This window comes from Thalassotalea mangrovi (assembly GCF_005116735.1).
GTDB lineage: Bacteria > Pseudomonadota > Gammaproteobacteria > Enterobacterales > Alteromonadaceae > Thalassotalea_A > Thalassotalea_A mangrovi.
Genome location: NZ_SWDB01000009.1, coordinates 101654 through 121868 on the forward strand (window position 1 = coordinate 101654; position 20215 = coordinate 121868).

General features: G+C 47.3%; 19 protein-coding genes. 9 read left to right on the forward strand and 10 right to left on the reverse strand.

Going from position 1 to position 20215, the window contains the following annotated elements:
- Positions 1-15: 15 nt before the first annotated feature.
- From E8M12_RS04610 to E8M12_RS04630, 5 genes are all read right to left on the reverse strand, one after another.
- The gene (locus E8M12_RS04610) at positions 16-1143 is read right to left on the reverse strand and encodes a cysteine desulfurase family protein (protein ID WP_136734916.1); all 1128 of its coding nucleotides are present in this window, start codon (positions 1141-1143) and stop codon (positions 16-18) included.
- Positions 1144-1220: 77 nt separating this feature from the next.
- The gene (locus E8M12_RS04615; RefSeq protein WP_136734917.1) at positions 1221-2084 is read right to left on the reverse strand and encodes a YicC/YloC family endoribonuclease; all 864 of its coding nucleotides are present in this window, start codon (positions 2082-2084) and stop codon (positions 1221-1223) included.
- Between the two features lie 347 nt (positions 2085-2431).
- Positions 2432-4150 carry a GMC family oxidoreductase gene (locus E8M12_RS04620; protein ID WP_136734918.1) on the reverse strand — a complete coding sequence of 573 codons (1719 nt, stop codon included), beginning with the start codon at positions 4148-4150 and terminating at the stop codon, positions 2432-2434.
- Positions 4150-4872: a gluconate 2-dehydrogenase subunit 3 family protein gene (locus E8M12_RS04625; RefSeq protein ID WP_136734919.1), complete on the reverse strand. Its 723-nt coding sequence runs from the start codon at positions 4870-4872 to the stop codon at positions 4150-4152. The genes E8M12_RS04620 and E8M12_RS04625 overlap by 1 nt, the downstream gene beginning before the upstream one ends.
- On the reverse strand, positions 4872-5600 hold the full coding sequence (locus tag E8M12_RS04630; protein ID WP_246034009.1) for a thioredoxin family protein: 729 nt from the start codon (positions 5598-5600) through the stop codon (positions 4872-4874). The genes E8M12_RS04625 and E8M12_RS04630 overlap by 1 nt, the downstream gene beginning before the upstream one ends.
- Before the next feature lie 288 nt (positions 5601-5888).
- Here E8M12_RS04630 and rph point away from each other — a divergent pair, with 288 nt between their 5' ends.
- Positions 5889-6602 (forward strand): ribonuclease PH, encoded by a 714-nt coding sequence (gene rph / locus E8M12_RS04635; RefSeq protein ID WP_136734920.1) that lies wholly within the window; start codon positions 5889-5891, stop codon positions 6600-6602.
- Between the two features lie 110 nt (positions 6603-6712).
- Positions 6713-7354, forward strand: a complete 642-nt coding sequence (gene pyrE / locus E8M12_RS04640) for an orotate phosphoribosyltransferase (protein WP_136734921.1) — start codon at positions 6713-6715, stop codon at positions 7352-7354.
- A 516-nt stretch (positions 7355-7870) separates the two neighbouring features.
- Here pyrE and E8M12_RS04645 read toward each other — a convergent pair.
- The 3 genes from E8M12_RS04645 to bioH form a co-directional block, all read right to left on the reverse strand.
- On the reverse strand, positions 7871-8986 hold the full coding sequence (locus tag E8M12_RS04645; RefSeq protein WP_136734922.1) for a mechanosensitive ion channel family protein: 1116 nt from the start codon (positions 8984-8986) through the stop codon (positions 7871-7873).
- 102 nt (positions 8987-9088) lie between these two features.
- Entirely contained in the window at positions 9089-10381 is a 1293-nt protein-coding gene (locus E8M12_RS04650; protein ID WP_136734923.1) for an NADH:flavin oxidoreductase/NADH oxidase family protein, read from the reverse strand.
- A gap of 6 nt (positions 10382-10387) precedes the next feature.
- Positions 10388-11209, reverse strand: coding sequence for a pimeloyl-ACP methyl ester esterase BioH (bioH, locus tag E8M12_RS04655; protein WP_136734924.1), 822 nt, complete (start codon positions 11207-11209; stop codon positions 10388-10390).
- Between the two features lie 69 nt (positions 11210-11278).
- Here bioH and E8M12_RS04660 point away from each other — a divergent pair, with 69 nt between their 5' ends.
- Complete coding sequence (locus E8M12_RS04660; RefSeq protein WP_136734925.1) at positions 11279-12019, forward strand: ComF family protein; 741 nt, start codon at positions 11279-11281, stop codon at positions 12017-12019.
- A gap of 21 nt (positions 12020-12040) precedes the next feature.
- Here the strand turns inward: E8M12_RS04660 and E8M12_RS04665 are convergent, their stop codons facing one another.
- Positions 12041-14614, reverse strand: coding sequence for a M14 family metallopeptidase (locus tag E8M12_RS04665; RefSeq protein WP_246034011.1), 2574 nt, complete (start codon positions 14612-14614; stop codon positions 12041-12043).
- Positions 14615-15008: 394 nt separating this feature from the next.
- Between E8M12_RS04665 and nfuA the strand changes: the two genes are divergently transcribed.
- Positions 15009-15587, forward strand: a complete 579-nt coding sequence (gene nfuA, locus E8M12_RS04670; protein ID WP_136734926.1) for a Fe-S biogenesis protein NfuA — start codon at positions 15009-15011, stop codon at positions 15585-15587.
- Positions 15588-15989: 402 nt separating this feature from the next.
- On the opposite strand, the gene E8M12_RS04675 is transcribed toward nfuA, so the two are convergent.
- Positions 15990-17639 carry a serine hydrolase gene (locus E8M12_RS04675; RefSeq protein WP_136734927.1) on the reverse strand — a complete coding sequence of 550 codons (1650 nt, stop codon included), beginning with the start codon at positions 17637-17639 and terminating at the stop codon, positions 15990-15992.
- A 271-nt stretch (positions 17640-17910) separates the two neighbouring features.
- Here E8M12_RS04675 and E8M12_RS04680 point away from each other — a divergent pair, with 271 nt between their 5' ends.
- From E8M12_RS04680 to E8M12_RS04700, 5 genes are read left to right on the forward strand one after another with little or no spacing between them, the layout of a single operon-like run.
- Positions 17911-18333, forward strand: a complete 423-nt coding sequence (locus E8M12_RS04680) for a PH domain-containing protein (protein ID WP_136734928.1) — start codon at positions 17911-17913, stop codon at positions 18331-18333.
- A 22-nt stretch (positions 18334-18355) separates the two neighbouring features.
- Positions 18356-18568 carry a hypothetical protein gene (locus E8M12_RS04685; protein ID WP_136734929.1) on the forward strand — a complete coding sequence of 71 codons (213 nt, stop codon included), beginning with the start codon at positions 18356-18358 and terminating at the stop codon, positions 18566-18568.
- A gap of 54 nt (positions 18569-18622) precedes the next feature.
- On the forward strand, positions 18623-19042 hold the full coding sequence (locus tag E8M12_RS04690; RefSeq protein ID WP_136734930.1) for a GFA family protein: 420 nt from the start codon (positions 18623-18625) through the stop codon (positions 19040-19042).
- A 49-nt stretch (positions 19043-19091) separates the two neighbouring features.
- A complete protein-coding gene (locus tag E8M12_RS04695; RefSeq protein WP_136734931.1) occupies positions 19092-19460 on the forward strand; it encodes a SpoIIAA family protein in 369 nt (122 codons plus the stop codon).
- 9 nt (positions 19461-19469) lie between these two features.
- The gene (locus E8M12_RS04700; protein WP_136734932.1) at positions 19470-20132 is read left to right on the forward strand and encodes a cyclase family protein; all 663 of its coding nucleotides are present in this window, start codon (positions 19470-19472) and stop codon (positions 20130-20132) included.
- Positions 20133-20215 lie beyond the last annotated feature (83 nt).

The following is a 20215-nucleotide window of genomic DNA, read 5'->3' on the forward strand; positions in this document are numbered from 1 at the left end:
CGTGACTTAAAAGCCTCATATTTCCAATGAGGCTTTTTTGATTGAATCAACAATAATATTTAAATCTATCTCCTTAACGTCTAAAGGGAAGCTTATTCTGAAAGTCTTATCTGCAAGGCCTCTATTTAAGCCAATAGCAGTTAATACGTGGGATGCTTCAATCTCTTTAGACGAGCATGCAGAGCCTTGGGCCAAGCATAGAATACGTTCGTTAGCCCTTATCAATTTACTACTATTTAATTTGGGTAATGTTAACGAAAGACAATGAGGTAGCGAATTTGAAAGACCATTCACCTGAAAGTTAATTTCAGAAGCTTTTAGTAGGTCTAAAAATTTCGACTTTATCTCGTTTTTTGAAAATCCACGATAACGCTCAGAAAATAATTCAATCGCTTTACCAAAACCAATAATTAAAGGAGCAGCGACCGTACCTCCTCTCAGGCCAGCTTCTTGACCTGCTCCATGAACAACCGGTGTAAGATGCTTTTGTCTTAAATCGCGAATGTAAATAGCGCCAATTCCCTTAGGGCCGCCTATTTTATGTGCAGAAAAAGACATCAAATCCACATTCAGTTCATCTACGTCGATGCCTACTTTTTGAAAGCTTTGAGCAGCATCACTATGAAATAGTACGCCTGCATTAAAGCAAGCTTCGCCAATCTCTGCGATCGGGTTTATCGTTCCTAGCTCATTGTTAACGTGCATTACCGACACTAAAGCAGTATCTGGCCGCAGTGCTTCTTTAACCTTACTTGCCTCAATTACGCCACTTTTGTTTGGGGCGATATATGTTACATCGAACTCCAGAGTCTCTAAGTAGCTACATATCGCAAACATGCATTTATGCTCTATCTGTGTGGTAACAATATGTTTCTTATCTTTGGGGAAGTCTGGATGGAGCAGAGTGCTTTTGAGCGCGATATTATTTGACTCAGTTGCACCACTGGTAAAAATAATCTCACTTGGGTAAGCTCCAATTTCATCTGCCAAAAGCTCTCGTACGCCTTCTATTTTTTGAGATACGATCTCACCTAAAAAGTGATTCGACGCAGAATTAGCATAAAATTCAGTAAATGCTCGGCTTAGAGTGTCTTTTACTTCAGGTAAAAGCGGGTATGAAGCAGCTGTATCCAGATAAATCATAATTAACTTAATCGTTTCTCATCGCTTTAGATTAATACTACCGAATTGAGAGCATACATTGAAAATATTGAGCAACTTTACTCGATATTCTGAATTTGCTCTCTCATCTGCTCTATCAAAACCTTAAGCTCGACCGCGGCAGCGGTGATGTCGGTGTTGATGGATTTGGAGCCCAGAGTGTTCGCTTCGCGGTTGAATTCCTGCATCATGAAATCGAGGCGTCGGCCTTGTGGGCCGCCTTTTTTGAGGATCTTGTTGGTTTCTTTGACGTGGGAATAAAGGCGGTCGATTTCTTCGTCGACATCCATTTTCTGTGCCAGCAGTACCAGTTCCTGTTCTACGCGGCCGGAGTCTGGTTCGATGTTGGCGTCGTTAAACTTCTCAACAATGCGATCCCGCTGCCATTGGATGATGTCCGGCATTTGCTTTTTCACGGCTTCGGCCTGAGCGGCAATGCCTTCCAGGCGTTCGATGATAAGCGCTACCATATTCTTGCCTTCGCTGGCGCGAGCGGCTTTGAAATCTTCCAGGGCTTTATCAAAGCCAGCTAATAGCTCAGCCGAGATGGCATCCATATCGGTTTCTTCGGCTTCCATCACCCCTGGCCATTTCATAATAGAGACAGGGTCTAACTGCTGTACACCGCTCATCTCAGAGATTGTCTTGGCATGCGCTACTAGCTGCTCAGCCATTTTGGTATTCAGGGTTAGATTGCTTTTTGCTGCCGGATTGGCTGTAAAACGCAAGCTGCATTCGACTTTGCCACGATTTAGCTGCTTACGAAAGCGCTCACGTAAAATCGGTTCTAGTGAGCGGAACTGTTCTGGCATGCGGAAAAAGGTTTCGAGAAAACGTTGGTTTACCGAGCGGATTTCCCAAACGGCATTGCCCCAGTCGCCCTTAATTTCATTACGGGCAAAGGCGGTCATACTATGGATCATGAAATGTCCTTAAAACTTAATTGTCATTGAGGACAATCGGCACTGTTTATTGATGTGGTGCCAATTGCTGAGCAAAGTATGCAACAGGAAGGACGAAGATGAAAGTATAAAGGTGGAAGAGGAAAGCTGTAAGTGGAAGGTTATGGTTATGGATGACCTATCTGACGAAAATGCATGAAGCTGAGTTTTGGTGGAAGTTAATGAAAACATAAACCTCCACCAAACTACTTATCGCTTACAGCTTAAAGCTTAAAGCTTAGGGCTAAGCAAAAATTAAGTAGAAATACGCAAATGTTCACTTAATTTTTGCTTGAAAAATAATTAAGTAAATTTTCATTCCACAACACTTAACTCTTAGTACTCAACTCTTCTTTTATATGCTTTGCTACACGAAATGCATTGGCGTAAATGGTGTAAGTGTAAGGCACGCTGCCGCCGGTTGGCATGAATGAGCCGTCGGTGACGTAGAGGTTTTTCACTTCATGGGCACGACAGTTTTTATCTAACACCGAGGTGTTTGGATCGTTGCCAAAGCGGCAACCGCCGGCCTGTAAATTTGGTGGTGGATAGCTACTCACCGATGAACTTACGTTGGTGGCCCCCATGGCTTTTAATACGTTTTCGGCTTTTGCTGCCAGGTATTCGCCAACTTTGAGATCGTGTTGATGGGCACCGATGCGAACTTTAGCTACCGGGTCACCCCATTTGTCGGTCACCTCGTTATCGAGTTCGACGAAACAATCATCGGTCGGCAACCAGTCGTTGAAGACTTCAAAGCGCAATGTCTGGCCGTAGTTAAAAGCATTTAATAATCGCTCTTTTAAGGCATCGCCCCAAACCAGGTTGTCATCGTCATCCCACTGTTCACCGCTGGCTTTGGCAATGGCATTTTGATGGAACAGAAAATCTATGGTGCCGCCTTTGGACCGGTCTCCAAAACTCTTGTCGTCGATTTCGTAAAAATCCTGTACCGCGCGGTTAATAAACGGACCACGAACCCGCAATAACTGCTCTTGCTCTTTGCTAACCTCATCAAACATAAAATCACCACGGCCAGTACCGCCAGCAGAGAAGATGATGTTTTTCCCTACCTGACCATGGTTATTGGCAAGGCCATTAGGGAAGGCTTCAGATTTCGAGGCCAATAACAAACGTGAGGTTTCAATCGCCTGACAGGCGACGATGTATTTACGGGCATTGATGGTTTTCTTGCGACCGTTGCGATCGTAATAATGCACGCCGGTTACGGTTGGCTCATTGCCTGAATCCATTTCAGATTTCTGGCCTTCAGAATCCAACTTGAACACTTTGGCGTTTGGAATGATTTTACAATTGCCAGTAGCAACCGCATGATTCAGCAAGGCAGCGCGGCCTGAGCCTTTCGCACCGGATGAACAACCATAGCTGGAACAAAAGCCGGAGTATTCACAGCTTCGGCGGCCCATGGAAGGTTTTGATAATACCGCCCTGGGTACCGGGATCGGATGATAACCAATTTCAGTGGCCGCTTTATCAATCCAGGCGGAAATTGGGTGTTCTGCGGTTGGAGGAAATGGGTAATCGGATTTATGGGGCTCTAAATGCGGGTGCTCCACCACTTTGCCAGATACGCCAACTTCCCGGTCAACCTGATCATAAAAGGGTTCCAACTCTTTATAGCTGATTGGCCAGTCTTCTACGTTAGCGCCTTTAATCGCACCAAATTCAGATTTCAGGCGAAAATCTACTGGCTTTAAGCGATGAAAATAGCCACTCATTAAGTTTGATGAACCACCAACCATAGAGCCATTCCAAAAGTCCCAACCGGATTCGGCAGTGGATTCACCCTGCCAATAGCTTTCGCCGGCGTCGTTCTCATATTCTTCTTCGATTACTTGGGGTTCATCTGCAAGTTTTGGCGAATAGGTGGTGCGACGACAACAGGCGAGCTCGTCTTTGTAGAAATCTTTCTCGTCAAGCCAGGGGCCTTTTTCCAGCACCACGACTTTGTATCCAGCTTTGGCCAATACATAGGCCACCGGTGAAGCGCCCGCTCCGGAGCCGACTATGCATGCATCATATTTCATTACGCCATTCCTTTTTTCTGCACCGGATTTTTACTTTTTAATTTGCGACCAGTCACTGATGCCGTTTTGTTGTCGTCAGCCACTTCACTTGAATCTTCAGCTTCAACCACATCAATACGTGCATAAGCCGGAAGTTCGTAATAACGTTTGCCCTTATCTGGCATCGGAAATCCCGCTTGATGGTTAAGCCATTTCCAGCCCAGACCTTCTGGATTACCGCCATAAACAGCCGGCGCCAGCATGCCTTCAATCAAATAGGTTAACAGGGTGTTGATCCAGTTCTCACCGGCCCGCGATTTGGCAATGGTGCGCAGGGATTTTTCTTTATCGTCAAACCCCAAGCCGACAAAATCCTGTTTATGCGTTTGTTGGGTGTAACCATTAAGCCAGCCAACACCATTTTCGATAAAGGTCTTTTCTTCCTTATCAATGGGTTGGTGCTCAAGCACATTGACGAAATAATCGAGGATCTTTAGCTCTTTCGCACCCGGGCCTTTATCAGAAATTGGCAATAAATGTTCCAGCACGCTGTTCAGGGTCTGCCAGGGTTCTTTTTTTAAATCCGGAGAAGGTTTGCCATCCGCTGCAAAAGCCAGAGATACTGGCGCAGAAGCGGCGGCCGATGCCAATGCTGCAGATTTTAAGAATTGTCGTCTCGATACACGCGCCTGGATCGCCGGCGGTACCTTGATGTCCGTATTTAGGAAATGTTGATTTGCCATTAATCGATTTCCTGTCCTTGTAGTTGCTCGGTAGATGCGGTGTTATCGTCAGACGCCTTTTGGCTTTGCTCCGGCTTACTGGCCTGCAAGCTGGTATTGGCCTCGTTATTAGCCGATTGCCAGCGCCCAATAAATGTCATCCATGCCTCTTTCGAGTAACTGCCATCTTCAAGAAATTCTGCGGTATCTTTCGATAAAATCACTTTGCCCTGGCCGGTCGATACATACATATGGGGATAACCCAATACCGGCGGCAGGCCTGCCATAAAGTCGGCATTTTCATTACTGTCACTGACGTTGACTTTTAACAATACAAAGTTTTCGTGCAGGGCTTTATAGATGTCCGGGTTCTGTTCTAAAAACGCATCGAGCTTATGACACCAGGTACACCAGTTACCGCCTATCTCAATCAGCACATTACGATTGGTGAAGCCGGCAAGGGAAATGGCGGCAACCGCATCGACAAACGGGTCACGTTTATCGTCATAGATTTTCGAATACAGGGGCAGGCTTTCGGCAATTTCCGCGGTTTGTGGATCCTTTGGCGTTACCGTGGTCACCGAACCACCGCTTTTTCTCTCCTGGTCAACGGCATCACTGGCAAGTTGAGCCTCTGCCTGGTTATTGGCGGGCACGGTTGCAGCGACACAGACATTGACCATGGTACTGGCAACAAACATGATGCTGGCAGCTATTAGATGCCGCCCCGGCAAGGTTTTAACAATCATAACTTGGCAGACTTTCTCGATTATAAATAGATAACCCGATGTGTTTGACTAACTGATTAAATTATATGGGGTTATCTACAAGACCACAGATATAGTTACTATATTTCATAATCACCGCCCGCACCACCTGCTGCTCGATCTCCACGACCGTGGTGCTTACAAGCCATTAACATGGTCTAACAGAATGAATTTACAACCAATTGAAGATTGACCAGCCCTGTTAACTTGGCCCGCAAACAACTATAATGCGTAGCTAAATTTTCCCCTTAACCCAATTAGGAAATCATTATGCGCCCTAGTGGAAGAACTGCCGGCCAGATCCGGCCTGTGACCATCACCCGTCAATTTACCTGTCATGCGGAAGGCTCAGTGTTAATTGAATTTGGTGATACCAAAGTGATTTGTACTGCCACGGTAGAAGAGGGCGTACCGCGTTTCTTAAAAGGTCAGGGTAAAGGCTGGGTTACCGCCGAATACGGCATGTTGCCACGTTCAACCCATTCAAGAATGCGTCGTGAAGCGGCTAGCGGCAAACAAAGCGGTCGCACCCTGGAAATCTCACGCTTAATCGCCCGGGCATTGCGCGCAGCGGTTGATTTAAACGCGCTGGGTGAGAACACCATCACTGTTGATTGTGATGTGATTCAGGCTGACGGGGGTACTCGTACTGCGTCGATTACCGGTGCCTGTGTGGCCTTAGTCGATGCACTGAACCATCTGCGCAGCAAAGGCATTATCAAAACCAATCCCCTTAAGCATATGATTGCCGCCGTGTCTGTTGGTATTTACCAGGGGACTGCGGTTGCCGATCTCGATTACCCGGAAGATTCAGAAGCGGAAACCGATATGAATGTGGTAATGACGGATACCGGCAAACTGATTGAAGTGCAGGGCACCGCCGAAGAAGAGCCATTTAGCTTTGATGAAATGAACGACATGATGCAACTGGCCAAAGCCGGCATTATGGAGTTGTTTGAAGCGCAAAAGGCTGCGCTAAGCTAATTTTAACTAAGTTAGGTTGGCCTCGAATATCGAGACCTGGCTATATGTATTACCGAGCAGGTTCATTCTCGCTGAAACCTGCTCCATTCCCGCAATAACTGGAATAGACAATGAAAGATTATCAACGCGAATTTATCGAATTTGCCCTGGAAAAAAACGTATTACGCTTTGGCGAGTTCACCCTGAAATCTGGCCGCACCAGCCCTTATTTCTTTAATGCCGGCTTATTTAATACTGGTCGAGATCTCGCTCGATTAGGTCGTTTTTATGCCGCCGCCCTGGCTGACAGCGGTATTGATTATGACTTGCTGTTTGGCCCGGCTTACAAAGGTATTCCAATCGCAACCACAACGGCAGTGGCCCTAGCGGATCATCACGATTTGGACGTACCTTACTGCTTTAACCGCAAAGAAGCGAAAACCCATGGCGAAGGCGGCAATCTGGTAGGTAGCGAGCTAAAAGGCAAGGTAATGCTGGTTGATGACGTGATCACCGCCGGTACGGCGATTCGCGAATCGATGGAAATTATTAAGGCCAATGGTGCCGACCTAAGCGGTGTTTTGATTGCTTTAGATCGCCAGGAAAAAGGCAAGGGCGAGTTAAGCGCGATTCAGGAAGTTGAACGTGACTTTGATACCGCCGTTGTTGCTATCGTTAGCCTGACGGATGTGATCAGCTACCTGGCGGAAAAGCCGGAAATGCAGCAGCACCTGGAAGGGGTTAAAGCGTATCGAGCGCAGTATGGGATCTGACTTTAAGCTGTAAGCTGTAAGCGGTAGTCCTTAAGCTGCAAGCTTTAAGCGGTAAGCTGTAAGATGTGAAAAAAGCTCCTAAGGGAGCTTTTTTTGTTTTTACTTAATCCTTACTCGTCATCGCTATGTCAAATCCTAACGTCATACCGGGGTCGCCCGGTATCTAGTCTTGAATGTGAGATTCCGGATCGGAGTCCGGAATGACGAAAAGGTTTATTGTCGATGCTGACCGCAACGCCAATGTTAAAGAGGTAAGCTGCGCTGGCGGATAAAATGCTCTTGTTGTCGCATTTTGGGTGATAGACTGACGTCGGTGGCAACGAAGAGCCTTAATCTCTGTGCTACATACCTGTAACGAAACCTTTGCCAGGCGCAATCTACGATTGCATGCCAGGAGCTGACATGTCAGCGTGCCAGGAATGAAATGTGCTCGTCGCTTCAAGCCAAGGCCGTTCGCCCTCCGAAGCCTGAGTTCGGAAACCTGCGAGCAACGTTCTGTGTTGCGTTCCCCAGCAGTTAAGTTTCATCGCTTTGTGAACTGTCCTTAGGTAAATTAGGAAAACTCGGAAACGATTTAACGTACACATCATGCTTGGAGTAGGGGATTTCGATGCCCAGCTCGTTAAATCTCTTGTAAATCGCGGTATTGATTTGATCGAGAATACGACCGCGAAACGCAGGCTCTTCAATCCAGCCCATTAATTCAAAATCGAGACCGGACGCGCCAAAGGTTCGAAGCCTTGCAACAGGTGCTGGAAACATATTCATTTCCGGTTCTTCTTCGGCAATTTTCAATAACACTTCACGTACCTGATCAACATCGCTGCCATAGGCAACGCTGACCTGGGCGCGAATTCGATAATTAGTACTCGGGCCGCCGGACTCATTGATGATTTTGGTATTACCCATTACCGAGTTGGGGATGGTCACCTCGATATTATCGCGGGTTAACAGCCGGGTACTGCGTAAACCGATATTGGTGACTTCACCACGCTCACCAGTCTCCAGCACCACATAATCACGGATTTTATATGGCGCATCGGCCATAATAAACACCCCGGAAAACAGGTTGGCGAGCGTATCCTTAGCGGCAAAACCCACGGCGATACCGATGATACCGGCACTGGCCAGCCAGGCGGTCATATCGATACGCCAGGACGATAAAATATAGTAAATGGATACGCCGATAATAATCAGCAGTGCCAGGTTTTCAAACAAAGGAAGGGTTTGCGGGTGCAATACCTTAAAATATTTTTCACTCTTCGCTAACTGGCGCAGGGCAACCTGGGTAAAGCGCAGTGCGAACATGGTCCATAACAACAGCAATAAGGTGTAGTAAACTGGGAAGATGATTTTTTCGATGGCCGGTGGCACACCATAGATATCGGTCGCAACAATCAGGCCGAAAATGAAGATACTGTAAAAGACTGGTGTATGCAGGAATTCAACCAGATGATCATCAAGCTGGGCAGGGCTTTTCTCGGTTAACTTGCGTACCCAGGAAAGTACCCACTTGTCGATGATCCAGGCGCCGATCCAAAAACCGAAAACCACCAGGGCGGCATACAGCATAGGATGGTCGGTAATGATATCCAGGTATTTTGCCCATTCTATAAGCCATTGTTGCTGCATCTAAATCTCCTGTACCTGCATTTCCGCCACCTCTCTTAAGTAGCATAAACACATTCAGACAGATACCGCAAAAATTCTTATCTGAGTTTTATTAATAACGCGTTAATTATCGCTAAACAGTTTTTTACCCTGTGCCTTGTTGCGTGCCAGGTTGTTTTGAAAATCGGTCTTTAAATGACGGAAAAAACCTTTCGCGACATTGAAATCCCGGTCCGGCAACAACCCCTGCGACAAGCGAATGATTTGCTTGTAATAGTAGCTTACCTGGCCAACAGTATTCATCGTTTTGATCAAAGATACCGGGCTGTTGTTGCCCCAAAAGCCGGTGCCGATTTTTAACTGATGCTCAAAGTCATCAATGTTATCGATTTTTTGCTGCAATAACTGATGACTGACATCAGGCTGCGAACATAATGGCCGGGCTAAACCAACCACATCGACCTCACCGCTTGCTACGGCGCGTTCCATCACTTCCCGGGAGCGAAAGCCGCCGGTGATCATTAATGGCACTTTGGCATTGGCTTTAATCGACTCAGCGTATTCAATGAAATAGGCTTCACGACGGCGGGTACTTTCCCGAACCTCGGTCGCCTCGACGCCCATCAGTGATAATTGCTCATAAGTACCGCCAGAGATTTCCAGTAAATCAATACCATCTTCCGCTAACCAGCCAGCAACCTGAACGCAATCTTCCTGGCTAAAGCCACCTTTTTGAAAATCGGCCGAATTGAGTTTAACCGCAACCGGGAAACTGTCGCCAACGGCTTTACGCACTGCCTGGACGACACGACGGGCAAAGCGGGCACGATTTTCCAGGCTACCGCCCCATTGGTCCTGGCGCAGGTTGGTCTTGGGTGATAAAAACTGACTGATTAAATAGCCATGGGCACAGTGAATTTGCACACCGGTGAATCCTGCTTGTTTAGCAAGGCGGGCGGTGTTGGCATAGCGATAAATCGCATCTTCAATCTCCAGCTGGGTCATCGCCCGCGGCTTGGAGAAGAACGACAGAATTTTTAACTGCACTTCTGATGGCGCTATTGGCTGGGTATTTACCAGGTTCTGGCACTGGCGCCCCGGATGGGAAATCTGCATCCAGAAATGGTTACCACCTTTGGTGCCCGCCGCGGCCCAGGCCTTAAACTTAGGTAAATCACGGCTGTCTTCCAACACTACATTGCCCGCACGTTCTAAGTAACGGCGATCGATCATCACATTGCCGCTAATATGCAAACCGGTACCGCCTTCGGACCAGGTTTCATACAAGGTGTTTAATGCCGGCGTTGGACGGTCCCAGGGATCGGCCAGGCCTTCGGTCATTGCACTTTTACCCAGTCGATTAGGTAATTCCGCGCCACAAGGTAAGGAAAGAGGTTTTGCTAATGGAGAACTCATAAGGATTTAAAAATTCTTGTTATCTGTGCCTATATTACCAGTAATCCAGTCCGTTAACACAGTGTAAAATTCATCACTGTGTGAAATAAAAGGCGCATGAGACGCTCGCTTGAAGGTATATACATCACTATTTGGTGCCAGTTTATCCACCTGAGTAATCACCGCCTGTGGCACCAGCGCATCCAACCGACCATACATGCGCAAGTGTGGAACCGAGATATTTACCAGCTTGGCACGCAAATCGACCTGCTCTAACAGGTTCAGGGAATGGTCGAGGGTTTTCACATCGGCCGTTGGGTACTGATTGATTAACCCCTGAATGGTTTTAATATCCTGGCGCACATGCTCAGAGCCCATCGCCTGCAATTTCAGGAAATTGTTAATGGTCTTTTGCGGATCCCCTGCCAGGGACGCATGAAAAGACGTCAATAACCGCGGTTCAATCCCGGGCCAGTTATCATCGGCACTAAATTTTGGTGTTGAACAGAGATTTACCAGGCCCGCGACCAAATCCGGATGACGAATCGCCAGTTGCGATGCCACCAGCCCCCCTAAAGACCAACCAACAATAATCGCCTTTTGTGATAATTCCTGCGCTATCGTCGCTGCAACCTGCTCAGTGATGGTATCCAGAGCATAGATTGGACAGGGGTTTTGTTGATTTAAACCAAAGCCGGGTAAATCCACACCCAGGGTGTAAAAATCGCCTTCCAGGCGTTGGCTGACGGGAGTAAAGATGGCGCTGTTTAAGCCCCAGCCATGGATAAATACGATGGCCGGTTGCTGGGACGGAGTGCCATAGCGATGAATGTTTAAAATCTCTGCCATAATTTACGGCCTTTCGACCTGGAAAAATAACTTCAGGAAATACCCTTATTTTACGCAAGGAAGGCGATTGTGGAAACTACAACGGCAAGTTACCTATATCAAAACATTGCCCGGCAGTTACAACGGTTATGGCATCACTGGTTATCGTTAGGCCCTTGCCTTTGGTGCTCTCAACAGAAAAACCAGGCCGTTCTGCTGTGTACCTCATGCCAGCAGGCATTACCGCGATTTACAGGGGATGCCGAATTCAGCAACCTACTTAGCCTTCCCGCTATCGCCAATCACATTACTCATAAACACATCGACACCTTGCTGGCGTTTGGCCCTTATCAGTTTCCGCTCGACCAATGGATTAGCGGCCTTAAATTCCAACTCCGTCCAGAACTTGCCCGTCTGCTTGGTGCACTACTGGCTGAGCACATTGAGACAACATTGTCATATCAACAAAGCAAACCCGATCTGATTATGCCGGTGCCACTGCACTGGCGACGATTAAAGTGGCGTCAATACAATCAGGCGACATTGCTGGCCAGGATTGTCTCCAGGCGCTGTCAAATACCACTGGCTATGGATGACCTGAAACGCTGGCGCTCGACCAATACCCAGGTAGGGTTAGGCGGGCAGGGACGGCGTCGCAATTTGCGCGGTGCATTTCGGGTGGATCTGAGAGGGCAATTACCAGAGCATGTTGCCATTGTTGATGATGTGCTGACCTCAGGCACTACCGCCAATGAACTGGCGCGGATACTGAAAAAAGCAGGGGTGAAAAGAGTAAGCGTTTATTGTGTTGCCATCAGCCTGAAACGCTGATGGCAATAAAAATGGACAAGTTTATTTAGCGCTGATGCGCGCGCTAAAAGCATGCGGGAAAAACACCGCGTTAGCGACAATTTTCGCGGTACCGTGCCAGTAACCTCTGAATACCAGGTTTTCGGAACTGGCGATCACGCGACCTTTGCCAACATTATGGGCGATAATCGCGGTATTTTCGGCAACTTTACCCACCATGGCATCATCACTATAGCCACTCAGCAACGGTTTGTCGGTAAACTGAGCCAGGGTCACAAACGGATGCGAAGCCTTTTCCATAATAACGGTTGAGTTTTTAAAGATCGGCAAGCGCGGGGTCTGATAACCAAACACCAATGGATGAGTTAAATCAATATCGGTAGCGAAGATGGTTCCGGCAATGCGCTTTTTCGCTGCCAATTGCTGCTGGTCGGCGTAAGTTAGCTCATCGGTATTAAACAGACGAGCTAACTCATTGTCGCTGACAAAGCTGCTTTGCAGAATATTTTTGCTGGCTAGCCATTTACCGGCACGTTTCTGGGCATAAATCACGCCGCCATTTTCCACCCAGGCTTTTAATTTACCCAGCGTCTTATCACTAATGCTTTTATAATTACCATCGACCATGATCACATGGGTGTAACGATTAAAATCAATCTGATCAAGACGATAATCATCGATCACTGACACCGGCACACCTAAGGTATCATCGAGGTAGTACAGCATGTGGCCTGCTTCGTATTGTGACACGGAATGGCCACCGATCATCATAACCCGAACCGGGCTTAACGGTGCCATCGAGCGACTACCCAAATCAATGCCTTTAATGCTTAAGCCTGTGGTTAATGAGGCCATATCGATATGATACTGCTGATAGATGTCCATCAGTTTATCGAACCAGTCGGTACGATTCTGCAAACCCGACAAAATCAGGATACTGCCGGCAGCAAATTCTTGTTTTTCGTTTTTACTTTCACCGGCTAAGGTGAATGGCTGAGTCGCCACCTTGGCTTTAATTCCCTGATTCAATAAATCATTCAGCAGCTTAGGCGCCAGGTAGTCATCCCAGGCAAACGCATAGGCGTACGCGCCTTCTTTAAGCGGCAGGTTTTGCTCAGGCAGGGTTAACAGGTCGGCGGTAAACGGCTCCGAGTCGGTGTCCAGATCACGGGCACGATTGATTTTTTTCACTTCCAGGTTGTAGGCGAGTGGTAACGTCCAGCCTGAGACATCATAAAAACTGTTGTCTTTAAATTCGGTCACCTTGTCAAAAATGGTTTTGATCAATCGGTATTGCGGCTGCTCAAGAGGAACAAAATAGCTGCTGCCCGGGCGGTATTTGCTATCGCCAGACTCATAGGTGTCGGTCAGGGCATAGCTTTGGATCTGATGCTGCTCAAGCAGGTGCAGGAAGTCTTTCAGGCGCTGACGATCCGCTGGCTCATGCAATAAGTAGCCGGCAAAGTCTGCATCCGAGGCTTTCTCCAGGCTTTCTGCATAAAAGTCGGTACGGAACTGATGTAATTTCGCTTTATTTTTCTGTGCTGCTTTTAACGTTGAAAACGAGGTCAGGACATGGTTTTTGATACCAAAACCAAAGGTCAGAACGCCATTTTCCGACGTCGTTGCCATCCCGCGTGAGCTGGCCTGTTCAAATAAAATGCCTACCGCGCCATTGATGTCCGGATAGGTAGAACCCTTACCGTAATAAAAATCGTCAAAACTCTCACGGCTGAAATACAAACGGTGATCGGCATCCAATGCTTCACCATGATAACGGGCAAATTCCTTAGTCAGTTCAATATTGGTTTTTGGGGTTAGTGGGTTGGTGCGGCTCGGAATACCCGGCTGGAAGAAGTAGGTGCTGTCCTTACCCATCTCATGGAAATCCGCCAGTACGTTGGGTTTAAACTGGTGGAAGAATTTCACCCGGTTCTGACTTTCTACCTGGCTAAGTGGTAACCAGTCACGGTTCAAATCAAACATGAAATGATTGGTGCGCCCGGATGGCCACTGCAACTGATGTTCGCGATGTTCCGGATCGGTATTGACGCTGGTGCCGCGATTGGTATTTACCCAGGTGACAAAGCGGTCCATGCCGTCCGGGTTCATGCTCGGCTCAATCAGGATGACCACATCATCAAGCAATTGTTTCATTTCTTCAGTTTCTGCCGCGGCCAGGTAGTAGGCGGTTAGCATAGACGCGTGCGAACCTGAAATTTCATTGCCATGAATCGAGTAGCCTAACCAGACGACGACCGGATCGTCAGCATTCTGATTTTTTCCGGCACGGCGGTTTTCCAGGATCTGTTCCAGGTTATTCAGGTTTTTACTGCTGGAGATTGTCGCCAGTACCTGTTGCCGACGTTCATTGGTGTACCCCATCGACAACAAACGAACCTGATTACTGGCATTCGCTAATTCTTTAAAATAATGCACCAGTTGGTCATGACGTACATGGCGATCGCCGACATCAAAACCCAACACCGCTTTCGGAGTTGGAACCTTGCTGCGATACTTGGTCGGTTGTTCGAAATAGTATGACAATGGCTCGGCAAATACTGGCGCTATTGCAAACAAGCCAGCGCACGCTACCGCTTTAAAGAAATGAACCAATTGAAGTCTCCTTGGGCCTTTTCAGCCGTTATTATTATCCACTTCACCTGAGGTAAAGTTAAACCAGATCAGGATGTTAATGAGTTCATGTGGCAATAATGGTTTTTGCCACATGCACCTATGACATTAACTGAGAAGATTAACATAAAACCATAGCAGATTCGTATAGTGGCGAAGATTAACTGCCGGGAATTTGCGGTAGATCCTTCGAAGCCATTTATTGAGGCGAATTTTTTTGGGGAAAATCATCACGAAATTGTATCTCGACTAGCCCCAGGGCCTTGAGAATAGTATGATAGACCCCATACTTGAGTTAATTAGTCAGGTATAGGGTTAAACGCAGGCAAATGCCAGGTTCCCTATCCTCAGTCACCAGGCGCGAGAGAAGCTAACTATGATCCAAATTTCCGATGCGGCACAAGAGCATTTTGTTAAGTTATTGTCACAACAGGCAGAAGGCACCTGTATTCGTGTGTTTGTGGTAAACCCGGGTACAGCACAAGCTGAATGTGGTGTTTCCTATTGTCCGGTTGAGGCAATTGAGCCCGACGACATTCGTATCGAATACAATGGTTTTGCTGCCCTGGTTGATAAAGACAGTGAGAAATTCCTGGTTGACGCCGAGATTGATTTTGTATCCGATCAAATGGGTTCACAGTTAACCTTGAAAGCGCCAAACGCTAAATTGCGTAAAGTTGCCGATGATGCACCATTATTCGATCGCGTTAATTATTTCCTGCAGGCTGAAGTTAATCCTCAGCTGGCCGGCCATGGCGGTGAATGTTCGTTAATGGAAATTACCGAAGACGGTTTTGCCATCTTACAATTCGGTGGTGGCTGTAACGGTTGTAGCCAGGTCGATTTCACCCTGAAAGAAGGTATCGAAAAGCAACTTCTTGAAGAAATGGGCGACGAGCTTAAAGGTGTGAAGGATATGACCGAGCACCAGCGTGGTGAGCATAGTTATTACTAAGCTGTAAGCGGCAAGCTTTAAGCGGTAAGAGACTTGCTTGATGCTATTATCATTTTTAAAGGCGACGTTAGTCGCCTTTTTTGTGCCTGTTAATCCCTAACCCGAAAACACTCTCAGCCCTGAGACCTGAGACCTGAGACCTGAGACCTGAGACCTGAGACCTGAGACCCGATAGTATTCGTCATTTCCTGCCACGACAGGAAATCTCAACCCTAAGCTTGTCGATGAGATCCCCATTTTCATGGGGATGACGGAAATAGGCGAGGAAAGCCATAAGCTAAAAGTTGTAAGCTGTAAGTTTCATGCCCTCCAGAGCCTTTTGTTGTCACCCTTCGACACCCCTAGTCAGCTTTAGACACCTGTTTTTTAGACACCCTCAGTCATTCTTAAACGCCGCCATTCTTAATCTCCCCCTGTTGCCACTTCATCTAGGCGATTAAACTCCATATCCCGATACGCATGATTGTCGCGCACCTTAGTGCTAAAAGGGCGTAGGGTAAAGCCGGTGACCTTATCTTCGGAACTCACGGTAAATTCAATCAATGCCGGTGATGCGGCATTCCGGTCATCAAAATGAATCACGAAGGAATGGTCATCGAATGGCGATAAGGTTCCAGCAAGGTTAACCATTTTCGCAAAAGCAATGCGCAGCCCTTCGCCGGTCGCCGGTCCTGTACTGGGAGTTATCGACACATCACCGAACCAGATATCGCGAAACTCGCCGGTATACTTCTTGATTGGCAGGGAGACGGTATTTGAGCCATTGGGCACCGATAGATTGGCCAGGTACTTTTGCTCGTCTTTCAGCTGTTTCTGATAAAAATAATCAATCCAGTCGGTTTCATCTTCAGGGTTTAAGTAAGCGCTGAGGATTTCCTGCATCATCGCCGCGCGCAACGAACCATTGGATCCATTATTCAAAATAATCACCCCAAGTTCGTGCTCAGGAACTAAGGCTACATAAGCCTGCATACCCGACAGGGTGCCTGTGTGTGAAATGACCTCTTCACCAAACATATCGTTTTTTCGCCAGCCCAGCGCATAGGTTTTAAAATGCCCCTGGTTACGTTGTTGTTCTTCGTCTGACATTGGCAGGATAGTCTGCGAACGCCACATGTTTTGCAGCTGCTTTGGACTGATAAGTTGTTCACCAGCAGCCGTTTTACCGTCATTAAGTAACAGTCGCAGCCATTCGCTCATCCCTGAGGCATTGCACACTAAGCCACCAGCGGCGGCAGAAACCGTGGCAGTACCATGAATACCATTGCGGTCTATTGGATAGATATCACCAGCAATATCACCATGCGGACGGGCAATATTAGCCATTACCGGCGCCGGCATATCGCCAGCAAAACAATTCATCCCCAGCGGCGCAAAGATACGCTGGTCGATAAAGTCTTCATAAGCCATTCCTGAGACCCGCTCGATAATTTCGCCGGCGGTAATGTAGAACACATTGCTGTATGCATACTTACTGCGAAAACTGAATTTCGGCGTCAGGTACTGCAGGTTTTCGATGATCTCCTGGCGATTAAAACCGCTGGGCTCTGGCCACAGCATACTATCTCCGGCACCACCGACCAGGCCACTGCGATGTGTCAATAAATCCTTGATCGTAAACTCTTGGGTTACCCACTCCTGCTGCATGTTAAATGCAGGGATGTGCTCAATCACCTTGTCATCCCAATCGATTTTTCCTTCATCGGCCAATATCGCCAGTGCTGCTGAGGTAAACGCTTTTGACGTTGACGCTAAGCGAAACAGGGTATTTTCATTAACCGATTCAACTCCCTGGTAATCCCGTAAACCATAGCCCTGCAAATGCACTACCTCGCCACGATGGACAATACCGACAGCCATGCCCGGGGCGTAAAACTGTTGTAGAGCCTGGTCGGAAAATTGATTCAGCTGCGATTCAGGAATGGCTAAATAAGGCGTTTGCGAATCTGGCGATGAATTTGATGCACAGCCACTTAACTGCATGAAGATGGCGCCGGCTAACGCAACCAGGCGTGTTTGTTTAGACGATAGAAAGATACAAAACGGATTCATTTTATAGGCTTATTATTGAGTGGATAGCCTATCATGCATCAAGCCCTGAGAAGATTCCACCGTCGTCATGGCCAGGCCCTGGTAATTACCACAATATTCGTTTTTCCTGCCTTGCATCAGGGCGAATTGCCAACAATACTAATTAGTTATGGCGGTTCGTCGTGCAAGGTAGCAGTCATTATCCAAGCCGTTTTTGACACCCGGTCAGGAGATCATCGCTGAGCACCCACCTCAGGTTCAGAATCAACTCACTGTGGGCTGGAGACAGGTAATGGCTGAAGAAAAAGAAGTCTGGCGAGGCACGCCCTCGCAAGTAATTAACTTAGGGTCCTACATTTTACTGGGATTATTCTTCTGGTTGGTGATCCCACTGTTTATCATGCTGTGGAAATGGCTGCAGGTGAAAAGTATGAAGTATGAACTCACCACCCAGCGGTTGAGAATTCACCATGGCGTATTTAACAAAGAAATCGATGAACTGGAGTTGTACCGTATTCGTGATTATCGACTGGACCAGCCCTTTTTCCTGCGCATGTTTTCCAAAAGTAATATCGAAATGGCGACATCGGATCGAACTCATCCGCAAGTGACGATTCGTGCGGTAGAGAATGCTGAAGAGATCCGTGAATTGCTGCGCAAATACGTCGAAGAATGTCGTACCCGTAAAGGTGTGCGCGAGTTCGACGTAGAGTGATGTAAAGTTTGGGAGAACAAACATGACCACATTTCAAACCATTGTCCTGGTTGTTGGCGCCTGTTTATTACTACTTGGTGGCTTTTCCGGCATCGCCATCTTTATCAGGGCATTAAAAATTTCCGATAAGTTTGGTGATGAAACCAATGTCGGTTCACTCTGGGGATTATTCATGCTTGGCATTGCCGCCGGCTTGTTACTCACCTGGTGGGCATTGAGGACGACCGGTGGTTAAATTCAACTCCGGAACTTATACCAACCCAGAGAAGATAACCGCGGAGGCCAGGTAATGGCGTATAGAGGTAGCTGCCTGTGTGGCAACATTCATTATCAGTTTACCCGGTTTGATAATGAAATTGCTCATTGTCATTGCCGCATGTGTCGTAAATTTCATGGTGCCGCCTTTAGCACTTTTGTCCCTGTGGCACGGACTGATTTAACCTGGAAAACCGGGGCCAAATGCTTAGCCACCTATCAAGCTAGTAACGGCACGAAACGCCAGTTTTGTGTCAATTGTGGTTCCAGCCTTACCTTCCAATCGGCAAATGATAACAACACCCTGGAAATTGCCCTGGCAACCCTGGATATGGATGACAGCTCGCTAACACCGTTACCGGTTCCTGATGCCCATGTGCATGTTGACTCTAAAGTCGAATGGTACACAATCAACGATGAATTGCCGCAATATCGCAAAGATCGCCCAACCTAGTACAGAACCCTTACCTCATGACTCTTAACCCTACTTAGGACCCAACCTTATGATTGCAGAACTCGCCCAAAGTGAAGGTAAATATATTGGTTTTAAGCTATCAGGAAAAATTGACTCAAACACCGAACAACAGTGGCTCGGCAAACTTGACCGGTTAATTGCCGAGCATAATAAAATTCGCATCCTGCTATTGCTCGATGACGATGCCGGATGGGGTGTCGAAGCGGGATGGCAGGATATAAAATGGGTCTTTCATAATATCAGGCACATTGAAAAAGTTGCCGTCGTATCGGATTCCAGGGTCTGGGAATGGTTAATTAAGGTAGACGCGGTGCTCGCCAAGCTGGTCAATATCGATGAAAGTCACTTTCATCACGACCAGCTGTATCAAGCCTGGCAGTGGTTAAAAGCCGATTAACTAGCACCGATGAAGCTTATTGATCTCAGCCACACCATCTTCGACGGTCTGATCACCTACAAAGGCCTGCCTGCGCCCCATGTCTGCGATTTTTTAAGCCGGGAACAGTCGAAAAAGCACTACAATCCGGACACTAGCTTTTTAATCAGTGAAATTACCCTTTGCTCGAATACCGGTACTTATCTCGATACCCCATTTCATCGCTATCAAAATGGCCAAGATACCAGCGCTGTACCCTTGTCGGCACTGGCTAACCTTCCGGGCATCAAAATTACCGTGGCAGAGGGGATTCGCGCTATTGATGCCGAATATTTTCAACATCTTGATGATTTAACAGGAAAAGCGGTTCTGGTGGAAACCAACTGGAGTCGCCACTTCAATAGCGAACAATATTACCAGGAGCACCCTTATTTAACCCAGGATGCGGCTGAATACCTGCAGCAACAACGAGTCGCCCTGGTCGGCATTGATAGTTTAAACATTGATGATACTCAGGATTCTAACCGACCGGTGCATAGTATCTTACTCGCTAATAACATCCTGATTGTTGAGCACCTCACCAACCTTAAGCAAATTCCCGAGGATAATTTTCGATTCACTGCGACGCCGGTAAAGATAAAGGGGGTAGGGACGTTTCCGGTGCGGGCGTTTGCAACAATAGATGCCACCTGAATTTGCAATACAAATAGAAGGAAAGGTGGTACAAAACAACGTACAACGATCACAGCTTACATCTCATATGTACCACCTGAAAC